The sequence below is a fragment of the Shewanella inventionis genome (genome assembly GCF_014641855.1).
GTDB classification, from domain to species: domain Bacteria; phylum Pseudomonadota; class Gammaproteobacteria; order Enterobacterales; family Shewanellaceae; genus Shewanella; species Shewanella inventionis.
Genome location: NZ_BMII01000003.1, coordinates 52,286 through 66,801 on the forward strand (window position 1 = coordinate 52,286; position 14,516 = coordinate 66,801).

Annotated in this window: 12 protein-coding genes and 8 tRNA genes; 7 read left to right on the forward strand and 13 right to left on the reverse strand. The window is 42.0% G+C overall.

Annotation, left to right across the window (positions count from 1 at the left end; genetic code table 11):
* Positions 1-2: 2 nt before the first annotated feature.
* Positions 3-185: a hypothetical protein gene (locus tag IEW93_RS02475; protein ID WP_188736595.1), complete on the reverse strand. Its 183-nt coding sequence runs from the start codon at positions 183-185 to the stop codon at positions 3-5.
* A gap of 201 nt (positions 186-386) precedes the next feature.
* On the opposite strand from IEW93_RS02475, the gene IEW93_RS02480 reads away from it, so the two are divergent.
* From IEW93_RS02480 to IEW93_RS02490, 3 genes are all read left to right on the forward strand, one after another.
* Positions 387-995 carry an acyl carrier protein phosphodiesterase gene (locus IEW93_RS02480; RefSeq protein WP_188736597.1) on the forward strand — a complete coding sequence of 203 codons (609 nt, stop codon included), beginning with the start codon at positions 387-389 and terminating at the stop codon, positions 993-995.
* A 13-nt stretch (positions 996-1,008) separates the two neighbouring features.
* The gene (locus tag IEW93_RS02485) at positions 1,009-1,575 is read left to right on the forward strand and encodes a protein disulfide oxidoreductase (RefSeq protein WP_188736599.1); all 567 of its coding nucleotides are present in this window, start codon (positions 1,009-1,011) and stop codon (positions 1,573-1,575) included.
* A 91-nt stretch (positions 1,576-1,666) separates the two neighbouring features.
* Positions 1,667-2,320: an RluA family pseudouridine synthase gene (locus IEW93_RS02490; protein WP_188736601.1), complete on the forward strand. Its 654-nt coding sequence runs from the start codon at positions 1,667-1,669 to the stop codon at positions 2,318-2,320.
* 88 nt (positions 2,321-2,408) lie between these two features.
* On the opposite strand, the gene sstT is transcribed toward IEW93_RS02490, so the two are convergent.
* The 6 genes from sstT to IEW93_RS02520 all read right to left on the reverse strand — a co-directional run bounded on the left by sstT (position 2,409) and on the right by IEW93_RS02520 (position 9,244).
* Positions 2,409-3,641, reverse strand: coding sequence for a serine/threonine transporter SstT (sstT, locus tag IEW93_RS02495; protein ID WP_188736602.1), 1,233 nt, complete (start codon positions 3,639-3,641; stop codon positions 2,409-2,411).
* A gap of 599 nt (positions 3,642-4,240) precedes the next feature.
* The gene (locus IEW93_RS02500) at positions 4,241-5,137 is read right to left on the reverse strand and encodes a chemotaxis protein CheV (RefSeq protein WP_188736604.1); all 897 of its coding nucleotides are present in this window, start codon (positions 5,135-5,137) and stop codon (positions 4,241-4,243) included.
* Between the two features lie 193 nt (positions 5,138-5,330).
* Positions 5,331-5,810: a dual specificity protein phosphatase family protein gene (locus IEW93_RS02505; RefSeq protein WP_188736606.1), complete on the reverse strand. Its 480-nt coding sequence runs from the start codon at positions 5,808-5,810 to the stop codon at positions 5,331-5,333.
* A gap of 8 nt (positions 5,811-5,818) precedes the next feature.
* Positions 5,819-7,108, reverse strand: coding sequence for a DEAD/DEAH box helicase (locus IEW93_RS02510; RefSeq protein ID WP_188736608.1), 1,290 nt, complete (start codon positions 7,106-7,108; stop codon positions 5,819-5,821).
* 80 nt (positions 7,109-7,188) lie between these two features.
* The gene (locus IEW93_RS02515) at positions 7,189-7,710 is read right to left on the reverse strand and encodes a methylated-DNA--[protein]-cysteine S-methyltransferase (protein WP_188736610.1); all 522 of its coding nucleotides are present in this window, start codon (positions 7,708-7,710) and stop codon (positions 7,189-7,191) included.
* 4 nt (positions 7,711-7,714) lie between these two features.
* On the reverse strand, positions 7,715-9,244 hold the full coding sequence (locus IEW93_RS02520; RefSeq protein ID WP_188736613.1) for a DNA-3-methyladenine glycosylase 2 family protein: 1,530 nt from the start codon (positions 9,242-9,244) through the stop codon (positions 7,715-7,717).
* A gap of 243 nt (positions 9,245-9,487) precedes the next feature.
* Here IEW93_RS02520 and IEW93_RS02525 point away from each other — a divergent pair, with 243 nt between their 5' ends.
* Positions 9,488-11,317: an ABC transporter ATP-binding protein gene (locus tag IEW93_RS02525; RefSeq protein WP_188736615.1), complete on the forward strand. Its 1,830-nt coding sequence runs from the start codon at positions 9,488-9,490 to the stop codon at positions 11,315-11,317.
* Positions 11,318-11,513: 196 nt separating this feature from the next.
* Here IEW93_RS02525 and IEW93_RS02530 read toward each other — a convergent pair.
* From IEW93_RS02530 to IEW93_RS02555, 6 genes are all read right to left on the reverse strand, one after another.
* A tRNA-Val gene (locus IEW93_RS02530) sits at positions 11,514-11,589 on the reverse strand.
* A 31-nt stretch (positions 11,590-11,620) separates the two neighbouring features.
* Positions 11,621-11,696: transfer RNA gene (locus IEW93_RS02535), tRNA-Val, on the reverse strand.
* Positions 11,697-11,727: 31 nt separating this feature from the next.
* Positions 11,728-11,803, reverse strand: a tRNA-Val gene (locus tag IEW93_RS02540).
* 40 nt (positions 11,804-11,843) lie between these two features.
* Positions 11,844-11,919 (reverse strand) — tRNA-Val (locus IEW93_RS02545).
* Positions 11,920-11,951: 32 nt separating this feature from the next.
* Positions 11,952-12,027 (reverse strand) — tRNA-Val (locus IEW93_RS02550).
* 42 nt (positions 12,028-12,069) lie between these two features.
* Positions 12,070-12,145 (reverse strand) — tRNA-Val (locus IEW93_RS02555).
* Positions 12,146-12,533: 388 nt separating this feature from the next.
* Between IEW93_RS02555 and gltX the strand changes: the two genes are divergently transcribed.
* From gltX to IEW93_RS02570, 3 genes are all read left to right on the forward strand, one after another.
* Positions 12,534-13,943, forward strand: a complete 1,410-nt coding sequence (gene gltX, locus IEW93_RS02560; RefSeq protein WP_188736617.1) for a glutamate--tRNA ligase — start codon at positions 12,534-12,536, stop codon at positions 13,941-13,943.
* A gap of 104 nt (positions 13,944-14,047) precedes the next feature.
* A tRNA-Ala gene (locus IEW93_RS02565) sits at positions 14,048-14,123 on the forward strand.
* 265 nt (positions 14,124-14,388) lie between these two features.
* Positions 14,389-14,464, forward strand: a tRNA-Glu gene (locus IEW93_RS02570).
* Positions 14,465-14,516: the final 52 nt, after the last annotated feature.

Genomic DNA, 14,516 nt, shown 5'->3' on the forward strand with positions numbered 1-14,516 from the left:
GATTATTTTGTCGGCTTTTGAGGAGAAGTTGCATCAACCTTGCTAAAGCTCTGGGATACTTTATTTTGAGCGTCGGTCTCATTTGATTTAAATGTATGCACTTCGTAGCGCATATCAATCTGTACTTTATTGGTTTTCGTTGCTGGCTGCCTACCGAATATTTTTTTTAACCAGTCTTTCATCATCCTTGATCCCTAAAATTAACCTTCGATTATATTCAACAAATTTATAATGTTTGTTTTATCCAAATCAACACGGAACATAATACTCCATGACATTTAAGCGTAAAGCGTTATGATTGGAACTTAATTGCAGTCAACAATGTAATGTTTTGTTACAAACGGCTAGTATCATACTGTAAAATAATAAAATTAGAAGCACAAAATATGAACTTTTTAGCACACTTACATTTAGCTGACATCAGCAACACCCATTTAATCGCCAATTTATGCGGTGATTTTGCCAAAGGCAAAATAGAAAATCATCCAAAACATCTTCAGCAAGGCATTTGGTTGCATCGCCAAATAGACCAAATCACCGATAACCATGAAATTATTATCGATTTATTGAAACAATTCCCTAAAACCTCGCGAAGAGTGGCGCCAGTGCTAATCGATTTAGCATTTGACCATTATCTCGCCTTTTATTGGGAAGAATATCATCATCAAAAATTGGATGTGTTTTGTCAAAAAGCCTACCAAGAACTTAATAGCACCGAAGAATTACCAGCCACTTTGCAAGCAATCTCGACTAACATTATTCAACAAGATTGGCTGACCAGTTACCAAACAAAGCAAGGATTAAATCAAGCGATCAAAGGGGTGAGTAAAAGACTGTCAAAACCCGAGTTATTTGACCACGCGATCCGAGATGTGGATAAACTTTACGTTGACATTGAAATTGCTTTTAGAACTTTTTATCCACAATTAATGGCTTACAGCAAAATATACAGCCGTAAAACACCCAGTCAATATTTACCTCAAACGTTAGATTAAATGCGAGACACTGATGACAAACTGGTTAACAGGGCCACTAAGTAGAGCGAAAAAACGGGCTGTCTCCCCCCGGTTTTGGTTGAAATCACTGCGGGACTTACTCATATTCGCCACTGTCTTGTATGCAATTAGTAGCTATTTACAGCGAGACATGCTCACCGGCACCGCATTTCCTATCAATAGCCCTTTAATCGATGGTCGTGAGGTGTCTTTTTTTTATCCCAGGCAACAAAGCAGCACTGACAAAGCAACCTTAGTCTATTTTTGGGGGACTTGGTGCCCGGTATGCAAAGTCACCTCGCCTATGGTCAACAGCGTGGCCAACACTCAAAATTATCGCGTTATATCAGTCGCAGTAGCTTCTGGCTCAAATGCTGACATTGGTACATTTATGCAGCAACATAATTACCAATTTGATGTGATCAATCAATTAGCTGAAGACAACTTAAGCCAACAATGGGGCGCAACTGCACTGCCCTCGATTTTTATCATTGATAACAAAAATCAAATCCGCTTTATGACATCTGGAGCCACCAGCAGATGGGGCATGTCATTGCGTTTATGGCTAGCCAGCACATAATCTTCTTATTTTCGTTACTGAAAAAATTTTGGTAAGATGCGCGCGAAAGCAATCAGGCACAACCTGCGTTTATTGAAGAGACAATCTCACCATGCACATCTTTACTTATCAACCGCCGTCTATTCCTTGGTTGGACATTCGTTATAAAGACCGTGATATTATTGTGATTAATAAACCGTCAGGATTATTGTCAAATCCAGGTCGTTCGCCAGACACTCATGACACCGCCATCACTCGCTTACAGCAAGTTTATCCAGAGGCAATTTTAATTCACCGCTTAGATTGTGACACGTCTGGTATCATGATTTTTGCTCGTAACAAAAAAGCTGAATCAAACCTAAAAACGCAATTTCAACATCGCCAAGCTAAAAAAGTGTATGTCGCAGAAGTCAGCGGGCATATGCAAACATTAGAAGGTAAAGTGAACTTTGCGTTAGGGCCAAACCCTGATTCCCCTCCATTTCAAATGACCACAGAAACAGGTAAGGCAGCACTCACTTATTTTCGTGTACTTGAACAACGAGCGCAAACAACACTGATGGAGCTCAAACCCCATACTGGGCGTACTCATCAACTCAGGGTGCACATGCTTGCACTTGGCCACCCTATTTTAGGCGATGAGTTTTATGCTGATGAAGCTACAATTAATGCTAGTAAGCGGCTTAATTTGCACGCACAATCATTAACGATAACGCACCCATACACCCAAATAGAAATGACTTTTTTTAGTCAGCATCCTTTCTAATCTTGTTCGCGACAAACAAATACAAAAATGCCGGCACCATAAATATTCTATAGGCCGGCATTTTTTGTGCACAAACAAATATAGTACTTTAACTTATTTGAGCCGCCTCTTTCGCTTCAGCAGCTTCACATGCTGCAGCGGTAAAGATAACGTCAGTTGAGCTGTTTAATGCAGTTTCAGCTGAGTCTTGGATCACTCCAATAATAAAGCCTACGGCGACAACTTGCATTGCAACATCGTTAGAAATACCAAACAAACTACAGGCTAACGGAATTAGTAATAAAGACCCACCAGCAACTCCTGATGCACCACAGGCTGATATTGAAGCCACAACACTGAGTAATAACGCAGTCATAAAGTCGACTGGAATATTTAGGGTATGTGCAGCTGCTAGGGTTAATACGGTAATCGTAATTGCTGCACCGCCCATATTAATGGTCGCGCCCAATGGAATAGATACAGAGTAAGTGTCTTTGTGCAAATTGAGCTGTTCGCACAATGCCATATTAACTGGAATATTGGCCGCACTAGAACGTGTGAAAAAGGCAGTCACCCCACTTTCACGTAGACATTTAAATACTAATGGATATGGATTTCGTTTAATTTTTGCGTAAACGATCATTGGATTAATAATCAATGCAATAAATAACATCGCACCGACTAACACCACCAATAATTGGGCATAACCCGCTAATGCATCAAAGCCCGTTTCTGCAAATGTTGCCGCAACTAAACCAAAAATACCAATTGGTGCTAAGCGAATAACAAAACGTACAATGTTAGACACAGCATCACTTAAGTCTGCCAGCATTTGTTTAGTGCTGTCGCTAGCATGATGCATGGTAATACCTAAACCCGCACCCCAGACTAAAATACCAATGTAATTACCTGTTAATAAGGCATTTACTGGATTATCAACAATTTTGAACAATAAGGTATTAAGGACTTCGGTTATGCCTTGAGGTGGATTAGAGCCTTCAATACCTGTCGCCAACATTAACGTCGTTGGAAAAGCAAAACTGAATATCACTGCCGTCAATGCTGCGGCAAAAGTCCCCAAAAGATACAAAGCAATAATTGGACGCATATTGGTGTGGCTGTCTTTCTTTTGGTTAGCAATTGATGATGCGACCAATACAAATACCAGCACGGGTGCGATGGCTTTCAGTGCGCCGACAAATAGTGACCCTAAAAAAGCCACACTCTGTGCACCGGTTGTTGAAACACTGGCTAAAATCACACCCAAGATGATCCCGCCAATAATTTTTAGCACTAAGCTACCACTAGCAATTCGTGCTAGCAGTGATGTTTTTTGATTCATTGTTTAACCTATGATTATTATATTAATGGCTTTTATTCGTTAGTAATGGCGCTGAGTCATGTCGTGGTTAAAACGGTGGTACGAATAAAACAACTGTCGTCATTATATCAATGAGGTACAACCTAACCGATATTCCTGAAAACACTCATGTTGTTGGCATCCTTGTTAACAATGTAACTCAACATAAGGTTAATAATTGATTTCAGAAATAACGTTATTACATTACTCCGGGACAAATACTCAGTGCCATGCACCAAAAAGCCTTGTAGCTATATATCAGGATGGAACGTAAGAAGTCTAGTGCATAACTCAAATGAATAAAAAAATTCAGCTTTTTCTGCTTAAGAGCACACAAAATGAGACATTCTTATAAAAGATGAAAATAAATTGTTAACCATCTTGGGGGCAAAAAACATCAAAAATATTATTTTTACTCGGGCGAGTAGAACGTTGCAGGGTGAACGATATTCGAGATAAAAACGAATTAAGGGCGGACAATGAATTACCACCTAGTAATCAAAATAATCCTTGTCTAAATGAGCAACAAGTCGCTGCAAAAAAATTAAAAGTCAGCACATCCCAGCAATTAAACAACGCCGTTAATGCTTAGCTTGAGCCCCTCGCAGCATGGCTTCAATCAATTCTTTGGCATCAAACTTTGTTAATGCTTCGTTTGCGCCAACCTGTTTAGCTTGGCTTACACTGATTTCACTTGAAAGTGAGGTATGCAAAATAATATAAGCACTTGCAATAAGCGGGTTATTTTTTACTTCAAAAGCCAACTCATACCCATCTAGACCAGGCATTTCAATGTCACTAACCAATAAATCAATAGGCGCGCGCTGTTCGGCGGCTTGTATCATCATTTGCAAAGCATCCCGCCCATCAGCAGTCACTTGATAAGCAATATTTATCGAATCTAATGCGTCAGACAATTGCTTGCGGGCCACTTTTGAGTCATCAACCAATAATATTCGCAGCGGTTTGAGTTTTTCGCGTTGAACATCGGTCAATATGGCTCGGCTTGCGATCGGATCATCAGGAAATATTTTTGATAACAGAAGCTCCACATCCAGCAATTGTACTAAACGATCATCAAACCGAGTCACACCGGTTAAAAAGGCATTTTTGCCTAAATTATCAGAAGGGGCTTCAATATTGCGCCAGTTACATTCGATGATTTTATCGATCGCTCGTACTAAAAAACCAATCACCATCCTTTGGCAATCTGTAATGATAATAAAGCAGTCTTTACGTTCTTGTTCTGTTACCGGTTTAAAACCAATACCAGCAGCCATATCAATAACAGGTATAGTCATACCGCGAATTGTAGCAGCACCCATAATGGCAGGATGTGAATGAGGGATTTTAGTCAGTGGGGTAAAGGGAACGAGCTCACGAATTTTCAAGGTGCCCAACGCAAATTGTTGAGTGTGGTTCAATCTAAAAAGCAATAAACCTTGCGATTGATTCGCTTTGCTCGTTTTTTGGCTCATCGTTTCCCCTTCTAAATGAAAGCTTGCAGTTCCACTATAGCATTTATCGTCAACGTTCAGGGTGTCTTTAGCAAGCACTGATCACAATACAAACTTTTTGGGGATAAAAATGACAAAAATAAAGGAAACAGACGATATATCAGCAAGATTTATTGTCTGTTTCCTTATCGTAAAATGACCCTAGCTCACCATGTTAATTTGAAGCAGACTGTAGCTCGTAAAGTACATCATAAACAAATTGGTCCCAACCATCTGCATCAAATGCTAAACCACTGGCATTTCGTACCTGGCTTACTGCATGTACAGGGGCGGCACCATTTTCCATTATGTAATAGGCCATCACCATTTCAGTACGGTTGATGCCTGAGCGACAATGCAATAACACTGGTAATTGCTCTGCTTCACATTGACGTATAAATGCCAAAACTTGTGGCAAAATCTCAGCACAAACGGCTAAGTCTTGTGGTTTAGGTGGAATGTTATCAGGTAAATTAAAGACTTTATGTTTAAAACCTAATTCTGCCATGGCAACAGTGTCACAACCTTCACCATTATTTAATGATGCTATGGCGCCAAATCCGGCTTGTTTTAACTCTGCTAAGTCCCATGCATCTTTATTTGGACCACTGCGACCTGCGATTTGACCATCAACTAACCAAAAAATATGTTTCATATTACCTACTACTTATCTGGTTTTTTTGCCCAAATATCAACATTAATTGGGGGTAATTTTTTGCGTTTCTTTTTACCTGCGCCTTCAGGTTTGGCAACGGGTTTAGGTTGCTCTAACACTGTGTCTGGCATATTTTCGTCAGCTTCAAATCCGCTAACTTGCTCTCGTTCAAGACGAATTTTATTCTTTTTCTCAATAACTGAGAAGTGATGATACTCATCATGCGATAGCAAGGTCAACGCTAAACCTACCTCACCTGCACGGCCACTTCGGCCAATGCGATGCATATAATCTGCTGGACTGCGTGGTAAGTCAAAATTAATTACAACAGGCAGTTTTTCAATGTCTAAACCACGGGCGGCGATGTCGGTTGCAATCAACACCTGTATCTCACCGGCTTTAAAACTTTCAAGCACTCGGCTACGTGCACCTTGTGCTTTATCGCCATGAAAAACGTCAGCATTAATACCGCGTTTAGCTAATTTTTGTGCCAAATGATTACAGCCATTTTTGGCACTCACAAAAATCAACACCTGACGCCATTGATGCTGTTGAAGTAAGTGAGCTAATAACGCCGTTTTTTTCTCTCTATTAACCGTCATGACTCGTTGCACTAACGTGCTAGCTTCAGCACTTTGCAATTGTACTTCTAGCGGAGCATTCAACAATGCTTGGGTCAATTGACGCACTTCTTCAGGGAAAGTTGCTGAAAATAAAAGTGTTTGCTTTTTCTTCGGCAGCAAGGCGATGATCTGCGACAGCTCTTCGGTAAAGCCTAAACTGAGCATTCTGTCTGCTTCGTCGAGCACCAATGTTGCAACAGATGATAATTTAACAGCATTAGATGAAATTAAATCAAGTAAACGCCCTGGCGTTGCAACCACTACATCTGCACCACCACGTAAGGCAAGCATTTGTGTGTTAACAGACACGCCGCCAAACGCTGCTACGATTTTGATATCACCATTTAAATGTACTGCATAAGATTTAAAACTATCGGCAACTTGTTTAGCCAACTCACGCGTAGGCACCAAGACTAAAGCACTGACAAGGTTGCCTTTAGTGGATGCACCACGATGACGTTCCATTAACCGCTGCAATATTGGTAAAGCAAACGCCGCGGTTTTACCCGAGCCCGTATTGGCACCCGCCAGCAAATCTTGGCCAGATAAAATACTTGGGATGGTATGGGCTTGTACTGGAGTAGGCTGTAAATATTGAAGCTCGGTCAATCTAGCCAGCAACGGAGTGTGCAGACCAAATTCAGCAAATGTGGTAGCTAATGAAGCTTGTGTCATGGATCAGATGCGCTCAACAAGGGATAACAATCGGGCATTTTACCGCACTTTAGCGCATCAGTCAGATAAATTACCTAACTTTATTGTGTCTTCTCTATGTTAAGTAACCATTGTTTCATGTCTAATCCATAAGCATAACCGGTGAGCTTACCGCCTTTACCAATCACCCGATGACATGGAACGATAATCGCAATAGGATTGGCGCCATTGGCCGCCCCAACCGCGCGAACAGCTTTAGGCCTACCAATCGTATTGGCAATGTCGCTATAGCTGCAATGCTGACCAAACGGTAGTTCACGCAAAGCCTGCCACACTTGATGTTGAAATTCGGTTCCTTTTGGTGCCAGGCTAACACTAAAGCTTTGCCTAATACCGGCAAAATATTCTGTTAATTGTGCCACTGTGTCATTAATGTGGTGTTGTGCCTGTAAATACGCTTCATTTGTCGCTGGCAAGAGATTGACTGAAGATTCAACCACAACAACAGGGTTTAGTTGAGCCAAATCCTCAACTTGTAAATGAGTTAAACCTTGCTCAGAAGCTTTTAGTGACAATAACCCAACAGGGCTAGACACAAACGATTGTACTTGAGGTATAGACATAGTGTTATTCTTCTATTGAATTGAGGGGGTTTTCATCCCACAACTGAAACGTTAAATAGCTGCCCCACGGGCTAACTTGCTGGCTAATGTGTTTAGCAATGTGGCTATAGGATTTGGTTGATTCAATAGGGCGTTGTGCCAATTGATGCAATGCGTGTAGCCTATTTTTTATCACTAAATCTGTAGTTAAAAACACGTCTGGCTCGCTCAGCCCTCGCATTTGTGCATAAGCCACGGTCCATGGCCCAATCCCTTTAACCGACAGCCAATCTTGCGGAGTTGAATCAGGGTATTGTGCAACATATTTACCAAGCGCGTTTAAGGCTAATTTACGTGCGCTAGGCATTTTTAATTCATTCAGTGATGCTTGGGCAATCGCCGTGGGTGTCGGAAAAAGTCGCCAGTTTTTACCATTCAGACTAAGTGGTTCACCATAATGTTGTACAAGCGTATTCAGTAGTTTAGTGGCTTGTTGCACGCTCACTTGTTGGCCTAATACAGCCCGGCATGCCGCTTCAAACACGTTGCCTGTCCCTGGGATCCTAAGGCCGACATCAATATTCGCCCCAAGTGACGTTATTGAGGTGAGAGCCTGTTCAATGACCTGCATATCCGCGTCAAGGTCGAACATTGCACGGATTTTCTTTACAACGTTATGCAAGTGCTTAATGTCTTGAGCATTCACAAAATAAATGCTCACATCTAATTGAGGCTTTTTGTGATTGTGCTTAGCAGCAAAAACACCATTAATACCATCAAATGCAAAGCTACGCATATAGCCGTCATCACTAATCACCTCCATATGCTCCACCTGACGAAACGCATAAAACTGCAGCATTTTTTCCCAGTTGAAAGGAGGACGGTACGCTAGGCTCAAGGTGATAGGATTCACTGCCATGGATTGATTATCTCTGTTAACTTGCGCTGATTGAGCAGTATGACTCTGCTTACGAAGAGCCGATGGCGTGAGTTGTAAGTGTTGTTGAAACACCTCATTAAAGCGCCTAATACTATTAAAACCCGCTGCCATGGCGATGTCGGTTATAGAAAGTGAGCTTTGATGCAGTAACTGTTTGGCAAACATCAATTGCTGATACTGAGCAAATCGTTTTGGCGACGTTCCTAATTGCTGATTAAACAACTGACTCAAATAACGGCTCGTTATACCTAATTTTTCAGCAATATCGGTCACTGATGCCGCGTTATCACCATTAAGGTACCCTTGCTCAATTAACCTTAATGCTCGGTTAAGAGTGGTCTGCGTGCCTCGCCAAGCATTGGAGCTTGGTGCGCTATCGGGTCGACAGCGTAAACATGGCCTTAACCCGGCATTAGCGGCTTTAATCGCGGAGTCAAAATAACGGACGTTTTTTTCATGCGGCGCTGGCGCGGGGCAAATTGAACGGCAATAAATACCGGTAGTCAGTACGCCAGTAAAAAATTGGCCATCAAAACGAGCATCGCGGCTCAAACGAGCTTGCTGACACACTTGGGGTGCTATGTGGCAGTCTACTGACATTTGCTCACTCGTCATTCGTTCTCCTCAGGCCAGTATCATTACAGGTTAACATTTAGCATAAAATCAATATGCGCTAAAAAGTGCGTTTTTACGTACCAACAAACTCTACCTAAATGACTGCGTTGCGACTAGCGGAAAACGGAACTGAATCGTGATGAGCCCACCAGCAGATTAATAGTAACAATTTAACGCATTACATTTGACGTATATACGTTATCCTAGTAAGCAGAAATCTCACTATTGATGTTAGAGTATTAGATGTTTAAATTTTTTGAATCCTTAACCCAACCCTTACCGCCAGAAGAGCCGACGCAACCACCTAAAACCTTGTACGCATTTTGTCGTCATTATACTCGCGGCTTTGGCAAACCTTTAATTGTAATGTCGATATTAACGGCTACGTTGGCGATATTAGAGGTGTCACTATTTGGCTTTATGGGTAAGTTAGTCGATTGGTTAGTCACTAAAAATCCACAAACTTTATGGCAAGACGAACACGTTACCCTTATTGGCATGTCGGTGATTGTGTTAGTTGTGATCCCGTTTATTGTTTGGTTGCATGCTTCGATCGTGCATCAAACATTATTGGGAAATTATCCCATGGCCATTCGCTGGCAAGCGCATCGCTATCTGCTTAAGCAAAGTATTAGTTTTTATCAAGATGACTTTGCAGGACGAGTTGCCACAAAAGTGATGCAAACCTCATTAGCCGTGCGTGAAACGGTCATGAAGCTATTAGATGTATTGATGTACATCTTAATTTACTTCACCTCAATGCTAGTAATGATTGCCAGCGCAGACGTAAGGCTAATGTTACCCATGCTAGTTTGGCTTATCGCCTACGTTGCTATCCAGTGGAAGTTAGTGCCTAAATTAAAAGCCATTTCAGCTAAACAAGCGGACGCCCGCTCGAGCATGACAGGCCGAATTGTCGACAGTTATACCAATATTTCTACCGTGAAATTATTCTCTCACACTAAGCAAGAAGCAGATTATGCACGCGACAGTATGAGTTTATTTTTAGACACAGTTTACGGCCAGATGCGTTTAGTGACCGTGATTAACGTTGCCGTGCAAATCATTAATTATCTATTGGCATTCACTATTGCTGCTGTATCAATTTGGCTTTGGGCAGATAACGCGATTACCGTTGGCGCTATTGCCATTGCCGTGAGTTTAGCACTGCGTTTAAACGGTATGTCTCAATGGATAATGTGGGAAATTAGCTCATTGTTTGAAAACATTGGTACCGTTACCGACGGGATGAATACCTTATCAAAACCTATTGCAATTGAAGATAAACCAGACGCCAAAGATATTGTGATTGATCAAGGTAAAATTGACTTTAACCAAGTGAGTTTTCATTACGGTGAGAAAAAAGGCGTTATTGATTCATTAGATCTGCACATTAAGCCTGGAGAAAAAGTGGGTTTAGTCGGCCGCTCAGGCGCAGGCAAATCAACATTAGTTAATTTACTAATGCGTTTTCATGATGTTGAACAAGGGCAAATTATTATTGATGATCAACCCCTAACCGATGTCACCCAAGACTCTCTGCGCGCCAATATCGGCATGGTCACTCAAGACACTTCGCTATTGCACCGCTCTATTCGCGAAAATATTCTCTATGGCGACCCACACGCTAGTAAAGAACGCTTAATGGCAGCTATCACTCAAGCGCAGGCATTTGATTTTATCGATACGCTTACCGATCCCTTTGGTAATAAGGGCTTAGATGCACAGGTCGGCGAGCGTGGTGTTAAGCTGTCTGGTGGTCAGCGTCAACGTATCGCAATTGCCAGAGTGTTACTTAAAAACGCGCCGATATTACTGCTCGATGAAGCCACATCAGCACTCGACTCTGAAGTAGAGGCGGCAATTCAAGAGTCTTTATACCAACTAATGGAAGGTAAAACGGTTATTGCCATTGCGCATCGACTCTCAACGATTGCAGCAATGGATCGCTTAATTGTATTAGACCAAGGCAAAATTGTAGAACAAGGCACTCATCAGGAGTTGATTAAAGCCAATGGCATTTACTCACAGCTTTGGGCTCATCAAACCGGTGGTTTTTTAGGGCTGGATTGATGCCGTAATTTACAGATTTTAATAGAAGCCATTCAATTTGAGTGGCTTTTTTATGGCCGAACATCAAGAAAGTTAAAAAGTGAGATTGCAAGAAGAAACATTAGAGCATTCTAAATAAAATTGAGTAATCAAATAAGATTGCAGTTGCCTAAGAAAGATTGCAGTTGGATTAAATTAGATAATATAACGAGGAATATGGTGGTCGCTACTGGGCTCGAACCAGTGACCCCCTCCTTGTAAGGGAGGTGCTCTCCCAGCTGAGCTAAGCGACCTGGGATATAACGCAGATAGATTAAGTTGATATGGTGGTCGCTACTGGGCTCGAACCAGTGACCCCCTCCTTGTAAGGGAGGTGCTCTCCCAGCTGAGCTAAGCGACCTGGGAATATCAATCTATAAAGCAGTAAAATATGGTGGTCGCTACTGGGCTCGAACCAGTGACCCCCTCCTTGTAAGGGAGGTGCTCTCCCAGCTGAGCTAAGCGACCTGGGATATTTTACTATTGAGTCCAATACATTTATGAGAAATGGTGGTCGCTACTGGGCTCGAACCAGTGACCCCCTCCTTGTAAGGGAGGTGCTCTCCCAGCTGAGCTAAGCGACCTGGGACTCTACACATCATTTTATCAGATTACATGGTGGTCGCTACTGGGCTCGAACCAGTGACCCCCTCCTTGTAAGGGAGGTGCTCTCCCAGCTGAGCTAAGCGACCTGGGATGTAATCAACATAAGAATATCTTCATCAGTGAAGATATGGTGGTCGCTACTGGGCTCGAACCAGTGACCCCCTCCTTGTAAGGGAGGTGCTCTCCCAGCTGAGCTAAGCGACCTCATGCTGTGTGGGGCCGTATTATAGGGGGCAAGTAAAACCTGTCAACGCTTTTTAATTAAAAAAATGCTAGTCGGCCTAAAATTGTTCGCTTTGACGCTTTGTTAATCAACAGATTGACCTAATCATAATCAAAATAAAAACCAGTTCAGTTTCATCGTTTACACAATATTTGCTGACATTATTACGCCTCACTGTACATCACAATGTTTTAATCGCAGTGAAACTTACAACAAGTCATTTTTGACGTTTATCCGCACAGAAAAAATAAAATCTGTCTCAGGTTTGAGTGCGCACCATTTCAACTACCGAGTTTGGCTGTTAGAATAGCGCCACATTTTTTTGTTTGTCTTTAATTTAGACGTTTATAAATAGGTTAGTGTCCGATTATGACTACTAAGACGCGTTTTGCTCCAAGTCCAACTGGTTTTCTTCATGTAGGTGGTGCCCGTACTGCACTTTATTCATGGTTACACGCTCGTGCTAACAATGGTGAGTTTGTGCTTCGCATTGAAGACACCGACATTGAACGCTCAACTCAAGAAGCGTGCGATGCCATTCTTGATGGTATGAACTGGTTAGGACTAACCTGGGACGAAGGCCCGTATTACCAAACAAAACGCTTTGATCGTTACAATGAAATCATTGAGCAAATGCTGAATAATGGTACTGCATATAAATGTTATTGCTCACGTGAGCGCATAGAAAGCATGCGTGAAGAACAAGCGGCGCAGGGTTTACAACAAAAGTATGATGGCTGCTGTCGTAACTTGGCGCCACGCGATACTGACGAACCTTTTGTTGTTCGTTTCAAAAATCCTATCGAAGGCAGTGTAGTATTTGACGATCACGTCCGCGGCCGTATCGAAATTTCAAATGATATGCTTGACGATTTAATCATTAAGCGTACCGATGGTGTGCCAACCTATAATTTCTGTGTGGTTGTTGATGACTGGGATATGGGGATTACTTGTGTTGTACGTGGCGAAGATCATATCAACAACACGCCACGCCAAATCAATATTCTTAAAGCATTAGGCGCGCCAATTCCTGAATACGCTCATGTATCGATGATTTTAGGTGATGATGGTGCCAAATTATCTAAACGCCATGGTGCTGTTGGGGTAATGCAATACCGTGATGACGGTTATTTACCAGAAGCACTACTAAACTATCTTGTGCGTTTAGGTTGGTCACATGGCGATCAAGAAGTGTTTTCAATGGAAGAGTTAAAAACACTGTTCAAATTAGATGATATTAACAAAGCCGCTTCTGCATTTAATACTGATAAGCTAGTTTGGTTGAACCAACACTATATTAAATCACTTGATCCAGTTTATGTTGCATCACACTTACAGTGGCATATGGATGATCAAAAAATTGATACCAGCAATGGCCCTGCTCTTGCTGATATCGTCACTGCATTATCTGAACGCGCTAAAACTTTAAAAGAGTTAGCCGCTTCTAGTCGTTACTTCTATGAAGACTTTGATCAGTTTGATGAAGATCAAGCGAAAAAACACCTTCGTGGTGTCGCATTAGAGCCATTAACACTGTTCAATCAGAAATTAGCTGAGCTGAATGACTGGAGTGTTGAAGGCATTCACCAAGTGATCGAGGCTACGGCAACTGAACTTGATGTAGGTATGGGTAAAGTCGGTATGCCTTTACGCGTCGCGGTTACTGGTGCAGGTCAGTCTCCTGCATTAGATTTAACCTTATTCCTAATCGGAAAAGAAAGATCTGCACAAAGAATATCCAAAGCGATTGATTTTGTAGCAGATAGAATAAATTCCTAAAAAACGAGTTGACACTTTTGGGTATGCTGCATAGAATGCGCCTCGCAGTTGAGACATGGCATCAGTTAATTCTGGTTGCATATCCAAAAGCATTAAGTAAGAAAGGGGTTATAGCTCAGCTGGGAGAGCGCTTCGCTGGCAGTGAAGAGGTCCACGGTTCGATCCCGTGTAGCTCCACCACTTACTTAACTATCTTTAATTAGATATTTAGCACCAATGTTTAGCCTACAGACATTGATGAGTATTCACTCGATACAGAGTATAACGTATCAACTGTGTCCCATTCGTCTAGAAATAGAGCTTAGGACATCGCCCACTTTGGTTTATAAAGAGTCGGCGTTAACAGGGGTTCGAATCCTTGTTATTTTGTAGCAATTAGCACCAATGTTTAGCCTACAGACATTAGTGAGTATTCACTCGATACAGAGTATAACGTATCAACTGTGTCCCATTCGTCTAGAGGCCTAGGACACCGCCCTTTCACGGCGGTAACAGGGGTTCGAATCCCCTATGGGATACCACTTTTTCTTGAGTGGTTGACTGTAAAGTTAACGATTCGATAGCACCAATGTT

What these genes read in the sequence shown, in the direction of transcription:
- IEW93_RS02475 (WP_188736595.1), bottom strand. Translation starts at nt 185, where the DNA reads ATGATGAAAGACTGGTTAAAAAAAATATTCGGTAGGCAGCCAGCAACG.
- IEW93_RS02480 (WP_188736597.1), top strand. Translation starts at nt 387, where the DNA reads ATGAACTTTTTAGCACACTTACATTTAGCTGACATCAGCAACACCCAT.
- IEW93_RS02485 (WP_188736599.1), top strand. Translation starts at nt 1,009, where the DNA reads ATGACAAACTGGTTAACAGGGCCACTAAGTAGAGCGAAAAAACGGGCT.
- IEW93_RS02490 (WP_188736601.1), top strand. Translation starts at nt 1,667, where the DNA reads ATGCACATCTTTACTTATCAACCGCCGTCTATTCCTTGGTTGGACATT.
- sstT (WP_188736602.1), bottom strand. Translation starts at nt 3,641, where the DNA reads ATGAATCAAAAAACATCACTGCTAGCACGAATTGCTAGTGGTAGCTTA.
- IEW93_RS02500 (WP_188736604.1), bottom strand. Translation starts at nt 5,137, where the DNA reads ATGAGCCAAAAAACGAGCAAAGCGAATCAATCGCAAGGTTTATTGCTT.
- IEW93_RS02505 (WP_188736606.1), bottom strand. Translation starts at nt 5,810, where the DNA reads ATGAAACATATTTTTTGGTTAGTTGATGGTCAAATCGCAGGTCGCAGT.
- IEW93_RS02510 (WP_188736608.1), bottom strand. Translation starts at nt 7,108, where the DNA reads ATGACACAAGCTTCATTAGCTACCACATTTGCTGAATTTGGTCTGCAC.
- IEW93_RS02515 (WP_188736610.1), bottom strand. Translation starts at nt 7,710, where the DNA reads ATGTCTATACCTCAAGTACAATCGTTTGTGTCTAGCCCTGTTGGGTTA.
- IEW93_RS02520 (WP_188736613.1), bottom strand. Translation starts at nt 9,244, where the DNA reads ATGACGAGTGAGCAAATGTCAGTAGACTGCCACATAGCACCCCAAGTG.
- IEW93_RS02525 (WP_188736615.1), top strand. Translation starts at nt 9,488, where the DNA reads ATGTTTAAATTTTTTGAATCCTTAACCCAACCCTTACCGCCAGAAGAG.
- gltX (WP_188736617.1), top strand. Translation starts at nt 12,534, where the DNA reads ATGACTACTAAGACGCGTTTTGCTCCAAGTCCAACTGGTTTTCTTCAT.